16 protein-coding genes and 1 pseudogene are annotated in these 16,571 nt (G+C 73.3%); 8 read left to right on the top strand and 9 right to left on the bottom strand.

Features of this window, described 5'->3' with window-relative positions:
* Nucleotides 1–78 precede the first annotated feature (78 nt).
* Entirely contained in the window at nucleotides 79–1,506 is a 1,428-nt protein-coding gene (locus PV963_RS13570; protein ID WP_274815927.1) for an MFS transporter, read from the top strand.
* 40 nt (nucleotides 1,507–1,546) lie between these two features.
* Nucleotides 1,547–1,765, top strand: a pseudogene (locus tag PV963_RS13565) (SAM-dependent methyltransferase); the annotation flags it as partial.
* Nucleotides 1,766–1,828: 63 nt separating this feature from the next.
* Here the strand turns inward: PV963_RS13565 and PV963_RS13560 are convergent.
* From PV963_RS13560 to PV963_RS13550, 3 genes are all read right to left on the bottom strand, one after another.
* Nucleotides 1,829–2,446 carry a response regulator transcription factor gene (locus tag PV963_RS13560; protein ID WP_274815926.1) on the bottom strand — a complete coding sequence of 206 codons (618 nt, stop codon included), beginning with the start codon at nucleotides 2,444–2,446 and terminating at the stop codon, nucleotides 1,829–1,831.
* Nucleotides 2,443–3,678 (bottom strand): polysaccharide pyruvyl transferase family protein, encoded by a 1,236-nt coding sequence (locus tag PV963_RS13555; protein WP_274815925.1) that lies wholly within the window; start codon nucleotides 3,676–3,678, stop codon nucleotides 2,443–2,445. Before PV963_RS13555 ends, PV963_RS13560 begins: the two co-directional genes overlap by 4 nt.
* Nucleotides 3,679–3,844: 166 nt before the next feature.
* Nucleotides 3,845–5,191: a sensor histidine kinase gene (locus PV963_RS13550; protein WP_274815924.1), complete on the bottom strand. Its 1,347-nt coding sequence runs from the start codon at nucleotides 5,189–5,191 to the stop codon at nucleotides 3,845–3,847.
* 256 nt (nucleotides 5,192–5,447) lie between these two features.
* Between PV963_RS13550 and PV963_RS13545 the strand changes: the two genes are divergently transcribed.
* The 3 genes from PV963_RS13545 to PV963_RS13535 are packed head-to-tail and all read left to right on the top strand — an operon-like array spanning nucleotide 5,448 to nucleotide 8,365.
* Complete coding sequence (locus tag PV963_RS13545; RefSeq protein WP_274815923.1) at nucleotides 5,448–6,305, top strand: MaoC/PaaZ C-terminal domain-containing protein; 858 nt, start codon at nucleotides 5,448–5,450, stop codon at nucleotides 6,303–6,305.
* Nucleotides 6,306–6,336: 31 nt separating this feature from the next.
* Nucleotides 6,337–7,413, top strand: coding sequence for a Zn-dependent alcohol dehydrogenase (locus tag PV963_RS13540; protein WP_274815922.1), 1,077 nt, complete (start codon nucleotides 6,337–6,339; stop codon nucleotides 7,411–7,413).
* 10 nt (nucleotides 7,414–7,423) lie between these two features.
* Complete coding sequence (locus tag PV963_RS13535) at nucleotides 7,424–8,365, top strand: 3-oxoacyl-ACP reductase (protein ID WP_274815921.1); 942 nt, start codon at nucleotides 7,424–7,426, stop codon at nucleotides 8,363–8,365.
* A gap of 115 nt (nucleotides 8,366–8,480) precedes the next feature.
* On the opposite strand, the gene PV963_RS13530 is transcribed toward PV963_RS13535, so the two are convergent.
* On the bottom strand, nucleotides 8,481–8,648 hold the full coding sequence (locus tag PV963_RS13530) for a hypothetical protein (protein WP_274815920.1): 168 nt from the start codon (nucleotides 8,646–8,648) through the stop codon (nucleotides 8,481–8,483).
* Nucleotides 8,649–8,745: 97 nt separating this feature from the next.
* Complete coding sequence (locus PV963_RS13525) at nucleotides 8,746–10,023, bottom strand: hypothetical protein (protein ID WP_274815919.1); 1,278 nt, start codon at nucleotides 10,021–10,023, stop codon at nucleotides 8,746–8,748.
* Nucleotides 10,024–10,258: 235 nt separating this feature from the next.
* Between PV963_RS13525 and PV963_RS13520 the strand changes: the two genes are divergently transcribed.
* Genes PV963_RS13520 through PV963_RS13510 form a run of 3 tightly spaced genes read left to right on the top strand, consistent with a single transcriptional unit; the run spans nucleotide 10,259 to nucleotide 13,669 of the window.
* Nucleotides 10,259–11,164 (top strand): Nif3-like dinuclear metal center hexameric protein, encoded by a 906-nt coding sequence (locus PV963_RS13520; protein WP_274815918.1) that lies wholly within the window; start codon nucleotides 10,259–10,261, stop codon nucleotides 11,162–11,164.
* Nucleotides 11,161–11,904, top strand: coding sequence for a zinc ribbon domain-containing protein (locus tag PV963_RS13515; protein ID WP_342456436.1), 744 nt, complete (start codon nucleotides 11,161–11,163; stop codon nucleotides 11,902–11,904). The genes PV963_RS13520 and PV963_RS13515 overlap by 4 nt, the downstream gene beginning before the upstream one ends.
* A gap of 19 nt (nucleotides 11,905–11,923) precedes the next feature.
* Nucleotides 11,924–13,669, top strand: coding sequence for a histidine phosphatase family protein (locus PV963_RS13510; RefSeq protein WP_274815915.1), 1,746 nt, complete (start codon nucleotides 11,924–11,926; stop codon nucleotides 13,667–13,669).
* Here the strand turns inward: PV963_RS13510 and eda are convergent.
* The 4 genes from eda to PV963_RS13490 all read right to left on the bottom strand — a co-directional run bounded on the left by eda (nucleotide 13,644) and on the right by PV963_RS13490 (nucleotide 16,512).
* The gene (gene eda, locus PV963_RS13505) at nucleotides 13,644–14,291 is read right to left on the bottom strand and encodes a bifunctional 4-hydroxy-2-oxoglutarate aldolase/2-dehydro-3-deoxy-phosphogluconate aldolase (protein ID WP_274815914.1); all 648 of its coding nucleotides are present in this window, start codon (nucleotides 14,289–14,291) and stop codon (nucleotides 13,644–13,646) included. The two genes, PV963_RS13510 and eda, sit on opposite strands and share 26 nt — an antisense overlap.
* Before the next feature lie 65 nt (nucleotides 14,292–14,356).
* Nucleotides 14,357–15,139, bottom strand: coding sequence for a peroxide stress protein YaaA (gene yaaA / locus PV963_RS13500; protein WP_274815913.1), 783 nt, complete (start codon nucleotides 15,137–15,139; stop codon nucleotides 14,357–14,359).
* Nucleotides 15,140–15,181: 42 nt separating this feature from the next.
* Nucleotides 15,182–15,760, bottom strand: coding sequence for a hypothetical protein (locus PV963_RS13495; RefSeq protein WP_274815911.1), 579 nt, complete (start codon nucleotides 15,758–15,760; stop codon nucleotides 15,182–15,184).
* A complete protein-coding gene (locus PV963_RS13490) occupies nucleotides 15,757–16,512 on the bottom strand; it encodes a MerR family transcriptional regulator (RefSeq protein WP_274815910.1) in 756 nt (251 codons plus the stop codon). The genes PV963_RS13495 and PV963_RS13490 overlap by 4 nt, the downstream gene beginning before the upstream one ends.
* Nucleotides 16,513–16,571 lie beyond the last annotated feature (59 nt).

Here is a 16,571-nt window from a genome sequence, read left to right as displayed (position 1 = left end):
TAACGAAATCTTGACCTTCTCTTGGTGAAGGGGCCTAGGTCGAAATCCCGATGCCAGGAGCATGGAGTGGTTGAGAGCATGACACCCATGCTCCAAGCCACCCCACCGACCCGTACGTCTCGCCGTTCCGCGCCTCCCACCTGGCTCGTGGTCGCGCTCACGTGTGCCGGGCAGTTCCTCGTCGTGCTGGACGTGTCCGTGGTCAACGTGGCGCTGCCGTCGATGCGGACCGGGCTCGGACTGAGCGAGCAGGGCCTGCAATGGGTGGTGAACGCCTACTCCATCGCCTTCGCCGGGTTCATGCTGCTCGGCGGGCGGGCCGGGGACCTCTACGGCCGCAAGCGGATGTTCCTCGTGGGGCTCGGCCTGTTCACCCTGGCCTCGCTGGCGGGCGGGCTGGCGCAGGACGACTGGCAGCTGCTGGTGGCGCGGGCCGTGCAGGGGCTCGGGGCGGCGGTGCTGGCGCCCGCGACGCTGACGATCCTCACGGACTCGGTGCCGGAGGGCGCCGCCCGGGCCCGGGCCATCGGGACCTGGACGGCGGTCGGTGCCGGTGGTGGCGCGGCGGGCGGCCTGGTCGGCGGGCTGCTGGTGGAGACGCTGTCGTGGCGGTGGGTGCTGCTGATCAACGTGCCCGTGGGGGCGGTGGTGCTGTGCGCGGCCGCCTGGTTCCTCACCGAGGGCCGGGCCGGTGACGGACGGCGGCTCGACCTGCCGGGCGCGCTGCTCGTGACGGGCGGGCTCGGCACGCTGGCCTACGGCATCTCCCAGACGGAGGCGGCGGGCTGGACGGCGACGGCCACGCTGCTGCCGCTGCTCGCCGGGCTGGCGCTGATCGGGCTGTTCCTCGCGGTCGAGGCCCGGACGGAGAGTCCGCTGATGCCGCTCGGGCTGCTGCGGCTGCGGCCGGTGTCGTCGGCGAACACGGCGATGTTCCTGTGCGGCTCCGCGATGTTCTGCATGTGGTTCTTCATGACCCTGTACGCGCAGAACGTCCTGGGCTACACCCCGCTGGAGGCCGGGCTCGCCCTGGTGCCCAGCTCCCTGGCCGTCATCCTGGGCTCCAAGCTCGCGCCCCGGCTCATGCGCGGGCTGGGGCCGCGGAACGTGGCGGCGCTGGGGACGCTGGTCGCGGTGGTGGGCTTCGGCTGGCAGTCGACGATGACCCCCGAGGGCGCGTACGCGACGACGATCCTGGTTCCCGGCTTCCTGATGATGCTCGGCGCGGGTCTGGCGGCGACGCCGCTGGCCTCCCTGGCCACGTCCGGGTCGGCGCCGGAGGAGGCAGGGCTGGTCTCCGGGCTCGTCAACACCTCCCGCACGATGGGCGGTTCCCTGGGCCTGGCAGTCCTGTCCACCCTCGCGGCGGCCCGGTCGGCGGGGAGCGGAACGCCGGCGGCGCTGACGGAGGGGTACGCCCTGGCGTTCCGGGTGGGGGCCTGGGTGCTGGCGGTGGGAGTGCTGCTGATGTGGGTCTGGCTGCCGCGGACGGCACGGGAACCCTAGAACTGCCGACGGCGGGACATCAGCGCGCGTCGCGGCGTCCGCGGCGGGGGCGGCCCGTGAGGCGTGGGTGGAGGGCGTACGGTTCCACTGCGGGGACGCGTTCGCGCTCGCCGGTACGGAACTCACCGGGCCGTACGACCTCGTCCACGACTCCGGCTGCTTCCACCACCTGCCTCCGCACCGGCGGATCGGCTACCTGGCGCTGCTGGACGACGTCCTGGCTCCCGGGGGGGTGTTCGACCTCACGTGTTCGCCGGCGGTGCCGGAGCGTGGTTCGGTGTGGGCTTTCTGTGGACGGCGTTGTTCCGGCGGGGCTGAGTTCTCACAGCCAGCCCTGGCGGCGGGCCTCGCGCAGGGCCTCCGTGCGGTTGCGGGTGCCTGTCTTGCCGATGGCGGAGGAGAGGTAGTTGCGGACGGTGGACTCCGAGAGGTGGAGTCTGCCGGCGATGTCGGCGACCGTCGCGCCGTCCGCACAGGCCTTGAGGGCGTCGCTCTCGCGGGCGGTGAGGGGGTTGGGGCCGGCGCTGAGTGCGGCCGTGGCGAGGGCGGGGTCGACGACGGTCTCGCCGGCCAGGACGCGGCGGATCGCGGCGGCGAGTTCCTCCACGGGGCCGTCCTTCACGAGGAAGCCGGCCGCTCCCGCCTCCATGGCACGGCGCAGATAGCCGGGCCGGCCGAAGGTGGTGAGGATCAGCACGCGGCAGCCGGGCACCCGGTCGCGCAGCTCGGCGGCGGCGTCCAGGCCGCTCTTTCCCGGGAGTTCGATGTCGAGGAGCGCGACGTCGGGGCGGTGGGTGAGCGCCGCGTCCAGGATCGCGTCACCGGCCCCCACCTGGGCGACGACCTCGATGTCGGCCTCCATCCCGAGCAGCAGCGCGAGCGCACCGCGCAGCATGCCCTGGTCCTCCGCGAGCAGCACGCGGACGGGTCTGTCGGTCACGGGGCAAGGGTGGGGCCGGGCGCGTCGAGCAACGAGGCCAGCGTCCCGGTGAACGCGGCCGCCGAATGGTCGGCGTGATCGCGGATGCGGCTGGCCACGGCCTCGGCCCCGCCGCCCTCCACCAGGCGTGCCAGCCGGCCGATGCGCCGCTCGTGGCCCTCCCGGCTGTCGGGGAGGGTCGACACGTAGAAGTCCGTCGCGTCGTAAGCCATGTGGAAGACGTGCTTCTTCACATCGCTCAGCGTCAGGTAGTCGTCGTGGGTCTTGGGGGCCGGCTCGGGCGCGCCGACGCACACCGCGGGGGTGCCGGCGCCCCAGGCGTTGACGCACAGGTGGTAGGTGTCCGTGATGACCAGGCGGTAGCGGGGGAGGACCCCCACCAGGTCCCCGATGGTGTGCGGGCCCGGGCGCTGCGCGATGTGGCCGACCGGAGCGGGGATGTCCCGGTCGAACCAGGGCAGCCATTCGAGCGGGGCGCCCAGACGCTCGGACAGGTCCCGGCAGAAGGCGGGCAGCCACTCGGGGATCCGCGTCCGGGCACCGAGGAACACGCCGATCGCACCGCCGTCCGGGACCGCCCGGGACCATTCCGTCGTGGGGAGGTGGTCGAGGTCGCCCGGGCGGGACAGCAGCGCCGCGTCCGAACCGAAGTAGTCGGTGGTACGGTCCCGGCGCAGGTGCGCGATCTTCGCGGCCGAGAGCGGGTCACGCACCCACACGCGGCGGCTGCGCGTCACCAGGCGTGAGAACAGGGGGCCGTATTCCTTGTCCTCGAAGTCCTCGTAGTCGGACTGCGAGTTGTGCAGGATCGTCCCGCCGTAGCTGAGGGTCCGCGCGAGGAGCTCGTCCGGCTGGTCCGCGAACAGCAGGGTGCGGTTCAGCAGGCTCCTGGCCGCGTCACGGTCCTCGGCGAAACCGAAGTCGAGCAGGCGGTTGGTCGCGTCCTGCTCCAGGTAGTGCCGGGTGTGGAGGAAGTCGCCCCAGAAGACGACCGCGTCGTGGTCGCGGAGCGTGTCGAGGTGCTCGGCCAGGGGGTGGAAACGGAACGGGAAGCCGGTGCCTCGCGCGCACTCGCGCAGGGGCACGGTCTCCGGCGTGTGCAGGGTGTACCAGGTGGCGTCGATCTCGGGGGTCATACGCCGCCGCAGGGACTCGAACGCCAAGTCGACGGTCAGCATGCCGGTGTTGCGGTACCCGATGTTCGGCGCGGTGATGACGGCGACGCGTGCCATGTGCTCCATTTCCCCTAGCAGTTGCCGGCGCCGTCCACGTGTACGTGTGGCGCGGACCATCGGCCAACGTACACGCCGACGTGGGGCGTACGGCGTCCCGCCCCCCGCTCGCCGGGGACGAACAACCGGCCCCCGGACCGGCCCTGCGGCGTCGTGAGGCGAACCGTCACGCCCGTTCCGCCACGGCCGAGCGCACGTCCGTCGCGTCGGCATCGAGCGGGAGTTCCGCCGACACGGCGAATCCGCCCCTGGCCTGCGGCCCCGCCGTCAGCGAACCGCCCGCCGCGGCGAGACGCTCCGTCAGGCCTGTCAGCCCCGTGCCGGCGCGGGCACCCGCGCCGCCGGGCCCACCGCCCACACCTTCGGGCCCGCCGCATGCCTCACCGCTCCCGCCCGTGCCGTCGGCGACCGCCCCGACCCCGTCGTCCACCACGGACAGCCGCACCCGCTCCGCCCCACCCGACAGCGTGATCTCGCAACGGCCCGCCCCGCTGTGCCGCACGACGTTCGTGACCGCCTCCCGTACCACCCACCCCAGCAGCGCCTCGGCCTGCGGCCCGGGCTGAGGGCCCGAGCGGGTCACGGCGAGGGTGATGCCCGCCGCCGTCAGGGCCGAGTGCGCGCGGTCCAGTTCCGTGTTCAGGCTGCCCTGGCGGTAGCCGGTCACGGCCTCCCGGATCTCCGTCAGCGCCTGGCGGCCCACGGACTCGATGTCCGTGATCTGGGCCAGCGCGGCATCCAGATCGCGGGCGGCCAGGCGACGGGCCGCCTCCGACTTCACGACGATCACCGACATCGTGTGCCCGAGCAGATCGTGCAGGTCACGGGAGAAGCGGAGCCGCTCCTTCTCGACCGCCCGGCGGGCCAGTTCCTCGCGGGCCGCGCGCAGTTCGCGCACCGCCTCGGAGAGCCGCATGATCGCCGCCGTCACCATCGTAGAGATCCACGTGGCGTACGCGGTGTCGAGGCCGCCCCAGCCGTCGTGGAAGCAGGACACCGCACCGGCCAGCACCGCCACCGCCGTACCCGCGGGCCGCAGGTAGGACAGGCGCAGGGCCGCGCCCGTCGCGAGGCCGAGCAGGGGGAAGAGCAGCAGCCAGTTGCCGCCGTAGCCGGCGGCGAGCGCGCAGGTCACGGCCGTCAGCAGGACGTGGGCCACCCGGGTGGAGCGGGCCTCGCGCTTCTCCCTGTGGAACGAGCGGAACGCCACGTAGATGTAGAGGGTGTTGAAGGCGAGCAGGCCGAGCCCGCCGATCCACGGGTTCGGCGTCCGGTCCTGGAAGAGGTTGGAGAAGGCGCCCATCCCCATCAGCAACCACGGCAGCAGGGTGACCCCGCTGGGCGGCGGACCGGGGTGCTCGGGGAGCTCGCCCGCTCTCCGGGCGGCTCGCCACTCGGCCTTGAGCCGCGTCTTGTTCGCGGCGTAGGAGCGCCGGTGCTCCCGGGCCTGCCGGACGGCCGCCCGGGTCGCCTCGAAGCGGCGCCTGACGGCTCGCTGGGTCTGCGTGGTCATGGCAGTGACGCTACGGATCCGCGGTGGCCGGGGGCAGATGCGGTTGTACGGAGTTCGGCAGGACAAATGTCATCGGCCTGCCCCCGACCTCGCCACGATCTGACATGGCGTCAGGAGCCTTCACAAGTGTGGGGGCCTGGGCTATACAGAGGGCGCAGGACTGGAACGCGTTCCAGTTCGGCCCCAGACAGGCCTCGGCGCGGCCGACGGTGCGGACGGCCGTGCCGAGGTCTTTCCCTCGGCGATCAGGAGCCCCATGCCCATCGACGCAGCCAAGGCGCTCGCCGCCGAACCCCGGACCGGCGAGCTCTCCTGGGACCACAAGGACGTGCAGCTCTACCACCTGGGCATCGGCGCGGGCGTCCCCGCCACCGACCCCGACGAGCTGCGCTACGCCCTGGAGTCCCGGCTGCACGTCCTGCCGAGCTTCGCCACCGTCGCGGGCGCCGGATCCCCCGGGGTGATCAGCGGCCTGTCCATGCCCGGCGTCGAGGTCGACCTCGCCCGCGTCCTCCATGGCGGGCAGAGCCTGAGGATCCATCGCCCCATCCCGGCCCGGGGGCGCGCGAGGGCCACCGGCCGGATCGCCGCCGTGTACGACAAGGGCAAGGCGGCCGTCCTCGTCATGCGGACGGAAGTCGCCGACGACGACGGGCCGTTGTGGACCAACGACGCGCAGATCTACGTACGGGGAGAGGGCGGCTGGGGCGGCGACCGCGGCCCGTCCACCCGGCTCGATCCGCCCGCCGGTGAGCCGGACCGGGTCGTCGAGCGGCACGTCCGCGAGGACCAGGCCCTGCTCTACCGCCTCTCCGGCGACTGGAACCCACTGCACGCCGACCCCGATTTCGCCAAGCGCGCCGGGTTCGACCGGCCCATCCTGCACGGGCTGTGCACCTACGGCATGACGCTCAAGGCGGTCGTCGGCACGCTGCTCGACGGGGACGTGACCCGGGTCCGGTCGTACGCCACCCGGTTCGCCGGGGTCGTCTACCCGGGGGAGACGCTGCGGATCCGCATGTGGCGCCGGGACGGCGAGGTCCGGGTCGCCGTGAGCGCCGCCGAGAGGGACGACACGCCCGTCCTCGCCGACACCATCGTCGAACACACCTGAGTCCAGAACGCCGTACGAGGGGAGCCGCACCATGCGCGCAGCCGTACTGCACGAGATCGGCCAGGACAAGCTGGAGGTCCTCGACGACGTCGAGGCGGTGGGGTTCGGACCCGGCAAGGTGCGGATCCGGGTGCGCGCCACGGGGTTGTGCCACTCGGACCTGTCGGCGATGAGCGGGGTGCTGCCGCAGCCCGGGCCGTTCGTCCCCGGGCACGAGGGGGCGGGCGAGATCCTCGAAGTCGGCGAAGGCGTCGGCCACTTGACGGCCGGTGACCGGGTCGTCGTGTGCTGGCTGCCCGCCTGCGGCGCCTGCCCCGCCTGCAAGCGCGGACAGACCGAGCTGTGCCTGGCCGGGTTCATGAACGCGGGCACCCCCAACTTCAGGCGGCCCGCCGGGGACGTCTTCGGCATGGCCGGCACCGGTACGTTCACCGAGGAGGTCGTCGTCGACGCCGGGTGCGCGGTGCCGATACCCGACGACCTGCCCTTCGACATCGCCGCCCTCATCGGCTGCGGGGTGACGACCGGTCTGGGCGCCGCGCTCAACACGGCCGACGTGGAGGCCGGTTCGTCGGTGGCGGTCATCGGGTGCGGGGGCGTGGGCATCTCCGTGATCCAGGGGGCCCGGCTGCGCGGGGCCGCCGAGATCGTCGCCGTCGATCCGGTCGTCTCCCGGCGTGAGGCGGCCCTGCGGTTCGGGGCCACGAAGGCCGTCTCGCCCGACGAACTGCCCGACGCCAAGCAGCAGGTCACCGCCGGTGAGGGGTTCGACTACGTCTTCGAGGTCGTCGGCAAGTCCGCCACGGCACGGACCGCCTACGACACCACCCGGCGCGGCGGCACCCTCGTCGTGGTCGGCGCGGGCGCCATGGACGACTTCCTCCAGCTGAACATGTTCGAGCTGTTCTTCGACGAGAAGCGGATCCTGCCGTCCATGTACGGCGGCGGCGACATCCTGCGCTCCTACGAACGCACCATCGCCCTGTGGCGCGCGGGCCGTGTCGACCTGGCGGGCCTGATCACCCACCGGGTCCCCTTCGCCGACATCAACGAGGCCCTGGACCAGATGCGGACCGGGACCGCCCTGCGTACGTGCATCGAGATGTGAGGACACCGCCATGCCGCTGCCGCTGAAGGGACTGTCCGCGATCGTCACGGGTGCGGGCCGTGGGCTCGGCCGTGCCGAGGCGCTGGAACTCGCCCGGCTCGGCGCCGCCGTGGTCGTCAACGACTACGGGCAGCCCGGCCGCGACGGCACCGGCGAGGCCTCGGCCGGGCCCGCCGAGGAGGTCGCCGCCGAGATCCGCGCGGCGGGCGGGAGCGCGCTCGCACACACCGGCGACGTCTCCGACTTCGGGCAGGCGCGCGAACTGGTCGAGTCGGCCGTCGCCGAGTTCGGCAAGCTCGACATCCTCGTCAACAACGCGGGCATCCTGCGCGACCGCATGGTGTTCTCGATGGCCGAGGAGGAGTGGGACGCCGTGCTCCGCGTGCACCTCAAGGGGCACTTCAACACCATCCGGTTCGCCGCCGCCCACTGGCGGGAGCGGTCCAAGCGGGCCGGGGAGCCGGTGTACGGGCGGATCGTGAACACCTCCTCCGAGGCGTTCCTCGCCGGCTCCGCCGGGCAGCCCAACTACGCAGCCGCCAAGGGCGGGATCGTCGGCCTGACCACCTCCACGGCCCTCGCCCTCGGCAAGTACGGCGTCACGGCCAACGCGATCTGCCCGCGCGCCCGCACCCGGATGACCGAGGACGTCTTCGCGGGTGTCGAACAGCCCTCCGCGGGCGGCCTCGACCCGCTCGCCCCCGAGCACGTCGCCCCGCTCGTCGGCTATCTGGCCTCGCCCGCCGCCGCCCATGTGAACGGACAGCTCCTCGTGGTGCACGGCGGCATGGTGGCCGTCGTCGAACGGCCGCGCGTCGCCGCCCGGTTCGACACCAAGCAGGACACCTTCACGTACGACGAACTGGAGGCCGTCCTCGGGCCGTACTACGCGGACCGGCCGGCGGGGGAGACGTTCGCGGCGGCGGAGGTGCTGGGGCTGAAGCGCGACTGAGGACCGGGGCTGAGGCGCGGCTGACGCCAGGGGCTGAGGCGCGGTGAAGAACGGGAAACGGCCCCACCCGTCACATAGGGGTGGGACCGTTCACCGTCCGGTCACTGACGTTCCGTCAGGCCGCCGTCTCGGTCCGCTCGGTCTCCGCCACCGGCTTGCGGTGACGGCCGCGCGGAGCCGTCTCGCTGTCCTGCGTGGAGACCTCGCCACGGTGCCGGCCGTGGCCGGCGGCGATCTCCTGGACGTCGGCATTGCGCGGCTGGTTCGTGCTGGCGTCGCTCATCGGATGGAATTCACCCCGTCAACATGATCTTTCTTACAGCCGGGCGAGTTTAACCGGCACCCCGCACCCCGGATCCAGGCGGCCACGCCAACCGGCACTAGTTCGTTACAAGCCGTCCCAATGGCGCCTGTTGCAGCGGGACCGGGCGGGGGGTGGAGGGGGCCGGGGGTGGAGCGGGATCGGCCGGTGGGGTGGGTTGTGGGGACTGCGGGGGGTGTTCGGGTTGTGCGGGCCGTGCCGGCTGCGGGGGGTTCCCGGAGGGTTCCGGAGCCGGGGGGTGTCCTGGTGCAATGGGTTCCGGTTCCGGGGGGTGTCCTGTCGCCGGGGGCGCGCCGGGCTCGGGTGCTTCGGCCGCGGGCGGGCTCACCTGTGCCACGCCGCACGGCACGGCCTCCGTCGCGTACGGCAGACGCAGCACCCCCTCCGGCGTCCACAGGCCGGTGCCCGCCAGCCACCCCTCGGGCGCCGGGAGATGGTGCACCCGCCGCTCGGACGGCCGCCACACGCCGACCCACCTGCCGCGCGGCCCGTCGACGCGCAGCGCCACCGCGCAGCTCTCCGGCGTCAGCATCTGCCCCGGCTGGATCGCGAACGGCGTGACGGTGCAGTCCCGCAGTCGCAGGCACTCCGGGAAGCGCACCGGCATTGTGCTGCCCAGGACACCCCAGCCCAGCCGGTCCTGCCCCGGCGAGGGCGCGTCCGAGCGGATGAGCAGCAGCCCGCTGTCGTGGTCGGCGAGCAGCAGCCGGTCGTCGCTGTCGGCGGCGATCTGGAGCAGCGGCGACACCTCGCCGCCGCGCTCCAGGTCCACCACGACGGCCTTGGTGCGTCCGCCCGTCTCCCGGTCCAGTGCCAGCAGCCGCCCCGTACGGTCCAGCCAGACCCCGCCCGAGCAGCGGCCGGGCAACTCGGCCAGCCGCTCGGGCCCGAAGGCACCGCCCGCCACCAGCCACACCGTCGTCGAACGCGGGCCGACGGCCAGGGCGTACGCCCGCCGGCCGCCGGGAGCGGGCGGCAGCAGCCGCAGCCGGGCCGTGTCGTCCGGGCACTCGACCACGCCCAGGGCCAGCTCGCCGGTGCCGGGCCCGGTCGGGTACAGCAGCGAGAAGGCGTGCCGCCCGGCCACCAGGCGGTGGATGAGGACCCGCCCGTCGCCCATCGGCTGCACCTCGGTGCCGGGTTCCTCCGGCTGGTTGCGGGGCAGGGGCACCGCGTACGGCTCGGGACCGTCCAGGGTCCAGCGCTCCGGGAACCAGGAGTCGCCGGCCGACGCGAGGCGTGCGGCGTAGGCACCGTCCGCGGTGAGTGTGCATCCTGCCGGCGCGGCCTCGGCGTCCTCGTGTCCCGCCGAAGGCTCGATCACACACGCTGTCATCGTTCGGTCACCTCCAGTGACGAACGTAGTTTTCGTACGTGCGGGCGGGGAATCCGCTGGCTCCCGACTTCACACATAAGGGTGTTCCAGGAACGATTCGCCTGAGGATGTGCGGGCTTGTGTGCTGGGCGGGGCGACAGCCGGGTGAGGGGGCAGGGGGCGGTGGCGGTGACGACGGCAGTGGGGGCGGCGGTGGCGGTTCAACGTCACAGATCAGCCGGGTAGCCTTGCACCCGTGCCCCGTCTGTCTGAAGTCATCGCCGCGCTGGAGAGCCTGTGGCCCGCCGAGCGGGCCGAGTCCTGGGACGCGGTCGGCACCGTCGTGGGCGACCCGGACCAGGAGGTCACGCGCGTGCTGTTCGCCGTCGACCCGGTCCAGGAGATCGTCGACGAGGCGGTGAAGCTGGGCGCCGACCTGCTCGTCACCCACCACCCGCTCTATCTGCGCGGCACGACGACGGTCGCGGCGACGCACTTCAAGGGCCGTGTCGTCCACACGCTCATCAAGAACGACATCGCGCTGCACGTCGCCCACACCAACGCCGACACCGCCGACCCCGGCGTCTCCGACGCCCTCGCGGGCGCCCTGGACCTGCGGATCACCGGGCCGCTGGTACCGGACCCGACCGACCCCGAGGGCCGCCGGGGGCTGGGCCGCGTCTGCGCCCTCGACCATCCGCTGACCGTCCGCGAGTTCGCCGCCCGTGCCGCCGAGCGGCTGCCCGCCACCGCGCAGGGCATCCGGGTCGCCGGCGACCCCGAGGCGGTGCTGCGCACCGTAGCCGTCAGCGGCGGCTCCGGCGACAGCCTCTTCGACCAGGTACGCGCGGCGGGCGTCGACGCCTTCCTCACGGCGGACCTGCGCCACCACCCCGTCTCCGAGGCCCGCGCCCACAGCCCCCTCGCGCTGCTCGACGCGGCGCACTGGGCCACCGAGTGGCCCTGGTGCGAGCTGGCCGCGAGCCAGCTCGACGAGATCTCCGACCGGCACGGATGGGACCTGCGCGTCCACGTCTCGAAAACGGTCACCGACCCCTGGACCGCCCACGCGGCCTCCGCCCACCCGTCGCCCGCCACCACCCTTCCGACGAGCGCTTCGCGCCCGCCTTCCTCTTCTGACCCCCTGGGAGCCCCGAACTGAACGCCGAGCCCGCCGACCAGATCCGTCTCCTCGACGTCCAGGACCTCGACGTCCGCCTCCAGCAGCTGGCCCACCGGCGGAGGTCGCTGCCCGAGCACGCCGAGATCGAGTCGCTGACCAAGGACCACACCCAGCTGCGCGACCTGCTCGTGGCCGCGCAGACCGAGGAGAGCGACTGCGCCCGCGAGCAGACCAAGGCCGAGCAGGACGTGGACCAGGTGCGCCAGCGTGCCGCCCGCGACCAGCAGCGCCTGGACTCCGGCGCCGTCACCTCCCCCAAGGACCTGGAGAACCTCCAGCACGAGATCGCCTCGCTCGCCAAGCGGCAGGGCGATCTGGAGGACGTGGTGCTGGAGGTCATGGAGCGCCGGGAGTCCGCGCAGCAGCGGGTCGCCGAGCTGACCGAGCGGGTCGGATCCGTCCAGTCGAAGATCGACGACGCGACCGCGCGGCGTGACGCGGCCTTCGAGCAGATCGACGGCGAGATCGCCACGGTCACCAAGGAGCGCGAGGTCATCGCCGGTTCGATCCCCGCCGACCTGCTCAAGCTCTACGAGAAGCTGCGCGAGCAGCAGGGCGGCGTCGGCGCGGCGAAGCTGTACGCGCGCAGCTGCCAGGGCTGCCGGCAGGAGCTCGCCATCACGGAGCTGAGCGAGATCCGCAGCGCGGCGCCCGACAGGGTGATCCGCTGCGAGAACTGCCGCCGCATCCTGGTGCGCACGTCCGAGTCCGGTCTCTAGGTCGCTGGGAGCCCTTGCGGTGCGGGAGTTCATCGTCGAGGCCGACGGCGGGTCGCGGGGCAACCCGGGGCCCGCGGGCTACGGGGCCGTGGTGAGCGACGCGGCGACGGGCGAGACGCTGCGGGAGGCCGCCGAGTACCTCGGCGTCGCCACGAACAACGTCGCCGAGTACCGCGGCCTCCTCGCCGGCCTGCGCGCCGCCCACGAACTGGACCCGGCCGCGACGGTGCACGTCCGGATGGACTCCAAGCTCGTGATCGAGCAGATGTCGGGCCGCTGGAAGATCAAGCACCCCGACATGAAGCCACTGGCCGCGGACGCGGCCCGGATCTTCCCGCCCGGGCGCGTGACGTACGAGTGGATCCCGCGAGAGCGCAACAAGCACGCGGACCGGCTGGCCAACGAGGCTATGGACGCCGGGGCCAGGGGAGAGCAGTGGTCGGCTTCGACTTCGACGGCGGAGCTGGACACCTCCGCCGGGTCCGTCGCCCCGCAGGGCCCGCCCGGTGACGCGGCGGCGGGCGCCGCGAGGGCCCGCGAAGCCCTGGCGACGGGTCGCGCCGCCTCCGCCACGCCGACCGGCTCGGATCCGGAAGCCGGGCCTCCTTCTCCCGTGCCGCCTTCCGTCCCGGGAGCGGCAGAGCAGCGGGGCGGCGAGGGCGCGTCGGCCGGCACTGGTGCCGGCTCGGCGAAGACGGACTCCGACGTTCGTGGCGCTAGGACGGGCGCGGACGCTCGCGCGGCCAACGCGGACGCTGACGTCCGTGCCGCCAGGGCGGGCGCCGATGCCCGGGCGGCGAGGGCGGATGCCGACGCCCGTGCCGCCAAGGACGTCGCGACGGGGGGCGGGGCTCCCGCCGAGGCCGGTGCTGACGTCGGCTCGGTGACGGCGGAGGAGGGCGTTCGTGGCGCCAGGGCGGGCGCGGATGTTCGTGGCGCCAGGGCGGACTCCGACGTTCGTGGTGCCAAGGCGGACGCGGACGCGCGTGCCCCCAAGGCGGGCGCTGACGCTTGCGCGGACAAGGCGGACGCGGCCGCCCGTGCCGGCAAGACGGACGCCGACCTTCGCGCGGACAAGGCGGACGCCGACGCCCGTGCAGCCAAGGCCGTCGCCACCCAGGGGTGGGCGCCCGCCGACATGGGCGCCCCCGCCACCTTCGTGCTGCTGCGGCACGGGGAGACGCCGTTGACGCCGCAGAAGCGGTTCTCCGGTAGTGGTGGTACCGACCCCTCTCTCTCCGACGCCGGCCGGGAGCAGGCCGAGCGAGCCGCCGCCCTGCTCGCCCGGCGGGGCACGATCCAGGCGATCGTGTCGTCGCCGCTCGCCCGCACCCGGGAGACCGCCGGTATCATCGCCGCCCGGCTCGGCCTCGACGTGAGCGTCGACGACGGGCTGCGCGAGACGGACTTCGGCGCCTGGGAGGGCCTCACCTTCGCCGAGGTGCGCGAGCGCCACCCCGACGACCTGAACGCCTGGCTGGCCTCCCCGGACGCCGAACCCACCGGCGGCGGCGAGAGCTTCACGGCGACCGCCACCCGGATCGCCGCCACCAGGGACAAGCTGATCGCGGCGTACACGGGCCGCACCGTCCTGCTCGTCACGCACGTGACCCCGATCAAGACGTTCGTCCGGCTCGCCCTCGGCGCCCCGCCGGAGTCCCTGTTCCGGATGGAACTGTCGGCCGCGTCCTTGTCGGTCGTCGCGTACTACGCGGACGGCAACGCCAGCGTCCGGCTCCTCAACGACACGTCACACCTGCGCTGAACGCCGCCGCCTCGCGGGCCAGCGCCTCGACACGGCCCCAGTCGCGCGCCGCGACCGCCTCCCGCGGCAGCATCCAGCTCCCGCCCACGCAGGCGACGTTGGGCAGGGCCAGATAGTCCGGCGCGGAGGCCGGGCCGATCCCGCCCGTGGGGCAGAACCGGGCCTGCGGGAGCGGCCCCGCCAGCGACCTCAGATATGCCGTACCGCCCGCGGCCTCGGCCGGGAAGAACTTCATCTCCCGCACCCCGCGCTCCAGCAGCGCCACGACCTCCGAGGTGGTCGACACCCCCGGCAGGAACGGCACGTCCGACGCCCGCATCGCCTCCAGCAGCACGTCCGTCCAGCCGGGACTGACCAGGAAGCGGGCGCCCGCGGCCACCGCGTCCGTGACCTGCCCGGGACTGATCACCGTCCCGGCACCGACCACCGCCTCCGGCACCCGCCCGGCGATCCCCCGGATCGCCTCCAGAGCCGTCGGCGTCCGCAAGGTCACCTCGATCGCGGGCAGCCCGCCGGCGACCAGCGCCCGCGCCAGCGGTACGGCGTCCACGGCATCCTCGACGACGACGACAGGCACGACGGGCGCGAGGTCCAGCACGGAGGCGGGCGGGGGAGAGGCCATGGCCGTATCCTGCCGCCGTTTCAACAGCATGCGCAAAGCTCATTGCGCATGCTGCAACCACACGCTCAGTGGACTTCGGTCACCAGCACATCCAGCGACCACGGCTGCCCCGCCTTCGCGGGCGCCGTCTCCTCCACCACGTATCCGAGATCCCGCAGCACCTCCACCAGCTCGGCCGGCCCCTTCGGGGCGGCCCCCGCGGTCAGCAGGCTGCGCACGATCCGTCCCTTCGTCGCCTTGTTGAAGTGGCTGACGACCTTCCGGGTCGGCGCGTGCAGCACCCGTACGGACGCCGTCCGCCCGGCGACCTCGCCCTTCGGCTTCCACGCGGCGGCGTACGCGGCGGACCGCAGATCCAGCACCAGCCCGTCCCCGGCGACCTCGGGAAGCACCGACGCCATCGGCGCACGCCAGTGCGCGCCCAGCGCACCGAGACCCGGCAGCTTCACACCCATCGAGCACCGGTAGGACGGAATCCGGTCCGTCACCCGGACCGCTCCCCACAGCCCGGAGAAGACCAGCAGCGACCGCGCGGCACGCCGCTTGGCGGAGGCGTCCAGGGACACCAGGCCGAGGGCGTCGTACAGCACCCCGGTGTAGATCTCCCCGGCCGGCCGGGTCCCCGCCGTGCGCAGCTCCGCGTTCTTGGCGACCTCGCCCCGCAGCCCCTCGCTCAGCCCGAGCACCTCGCGCGCCTTGTCCTCGTCGCCGGCGCACAGCTCGACCAACTCGGTGAGGACGGCCTCCCGGGCGGCGGTCAGCCCCGGCAGCGACAGCGCCTCAGGCTTCAGCGGGGCACCGCGGCCGGAGGAGGCCTTGCCTTCGGACGGCGGCAGCAGGACAAGCACGCGTACTCCTTCGATCGAACTCCGGGACAGCGTACGGGGGCCTCAGACGCGCGTCCGGCCGAGGGCGCGGACCAGACCGTCGGCGTCGTCGGCGTGGAAGCGGACGACCCGCACCTCGCGGCGCCGCCCGAAGAAGGTGACGTGCGTGACGGGTTCCGTCAGTTCGAGCGTGACGGTGGTCTGGGACCCCACCTCGACGTTCAGCTCGCCGTCGGCCCGCTCGTGCGTCATCCGCAGCTCGCGCCGCACCGAGGCGATCCGCTCCAGCGGCACCCGCAGGTCGACATGGATGTACCGGCGGATCCGCAGCGAGCCGTCGTCCGTATCCAGCACGTGCGGGCGTACGACGGACGAGGCGTGCAGCGCGACGACGATGACGATGCCGTACACGTCCAGGAAGAGAAGCACGGCGTGCGCGGTCGGCCAGTCCCGCAGCAGCACGGACATGGCGACGGTCTCGACGAGGCACACGAACCCGAACCCCAGCATCATCGCGCCCTGCCCGCGCGCGTACCCGAAAGCCCGCCCACTCCTCGTCCCGTCGGTACGCCGCACCACCCACAGCACGAGACTCACGAGCAGCCGCACATCGTGCCTCACCAGCAGACGCGCGATCCTCATCGCCGCTCCTCGGTGAGGATGCGCAGCGTCCGGCGGATCGCCTCCGCCTGGGCCGGGGCCAGGTCCGCGTAGAAGGCGCGCAGGACACTGCCGTCGTGGTCGAGCTCCCCGATCTCCGGGAACAGGCCCGGGGGAATGCAGTCGGCGAGGGCCCGAGCGGCCTCTGCGACGCGCGGATCGTCCGGCTCCGCGTCGGCGAGCGCGTCGAGCCGGGCATACACCTCGTCGGCCCGCGCCACGGCTCCCGGCGTGCCGAGCACCTCCCCCAGCGACGACACGAGCTGCTGCCGGGCCTCGGGGGGCATGGCCGTCTCCAGGAAGGCGATGATCTCGCGGTCCTTGGCGGCCATGGGCGAGTCCGACAGATGCGCGGTCCCGGCGAACAACGCGGCCAGCTCGGGCGACACCGGCCCTTCGGCGGGCAGCCCGCCCTCCGCCTCCAGCAACGCCCGCAACCGCCCCCGCCGCTCCCGGATGGCCTCCTCCTGCCGCGCCAGATCCTCGTCCAGCTCGGTCAGCACCTCGGCGAGGTCCTTCCCCGCGTCGTCCGCCAGCACATCCCGCACCTCGGCGAGCCCCAGCCCCAACTCGGTCAGCCGCCGGATCCGCGCCAGCACGACAGCGTGCCGCAGCCCGTACTCCCGATACCCGTTCGCCCGCCGCTCCGGCTCGGGCAACAGCCCCAGATGGTGGTAGTGCCGCACGGCCCGCGTGGTGACACCGACGACGTCGGCGAGTTCTCCGATCCGCATGGGACCAGTGAAGACGTTGACGTTGCGGCAACGTCAAGGAACCACGATCGAGGGAACGG

Origin of the sequence: Streptomyces coeruleorubidus, from assembly GCF_028885415.1 — a bacterium.
In the GTDB taxonomy this organism is placed as follows: domain Bacteria; phylum Actinomycetota; class Actinomycetes; order Streptomycetales; family Streptomycetaceae; genus Streptomyces; species Streptomyces coeruleorubidus_A.
This window is presented reverse-complemented; position numbering and strand designations above follow the sequence as displayed.

What these genes read in the sequence shown, in the direction of transcription:
- PV963_RS13570 (WP_274815927.1), top strand. Translation starts at nt 79, where the DNA reads ATGACACCCATGCTCCAAGCCACCCCACCGACCCGTACGTCTCGCCGT.
- PV963_RS13555 (WP_274815925.1), bottom strand. Translation starts at nt 3,678, where the DNA reads ATGGCACGCGTCGCCGTCATCACCGCGCCGAACATCGGGTACCGCAAC.
- PV963_RS13550 (WP_274815924.1), bottom strand. Translation starts at nt 5,191, where the DNA reads ATGACCACGCAGACCCAGCGAGCCGTCAGGCGCCGCTTCGAGGCGACC.
- PV963_RS13545 (WP_274815923.1), top strand. Translation starts at nt 5,448, where the DNA reads ATGCCCATCGACGCAGCCAAGGCGCTCGCCGCCGAACCCCGGACCGGC.
- PV963_RS13540 (WP_274815922.1), top strand. Translation starts at nt 6,337, where the DNA reads ATGCGCGCAGCCGTACTGCACGAGATCGGCCAGGACAAGCTGGAGGTC.
- PV963_RS13535 (WP_274815921.1), top strand. Translation starts at nt 7,424, where the DNA reads ATGCCGCTGCCGCTGAAGGGACTGTCCGCGATCGTCACGGGTGCGGGC.
- PV963_RS13530 (WP_274815920.1), bottom strand. Translation starts at nt 8,648, where the DNA reads ATGAGCGACGCCAGCACGAACCAGCCGCGCAATGCCGACGTCCAGGAG.
- PV963_RS13525 (WP_274815919.1), bottom strand. Translation starts at nt 10,023, where the DNA reads ATGACAGCGTGTGTGATCGAGCCTTCGGCGGGACACGAGGACGCCGAG.
- eda (WP_274815914.1), bottom strand. Translation starts at nt 14,291, where the DNA reads ATGGCCTCTCCCCCGCCCGCCTCCGTGCTGGACCTCGCGCCCGTCGTG.
- PV963_RS13495 (WP_274815911.1), bottom strand. Translation starts at nt 15,760, where the DNA reads ATGAGGATCGCGCGTCTGCTGGTGAGGCACGATGTGCGGCTGCTCGTG.
- PV963_RS13490 (WP_274815910.1), bottom strand. Translation starts at nt 16,512, where the DNA reads ATGCGGATCGGAGAACTCGCCGACGTCGTCGGTGTCACCACGCGGGCC.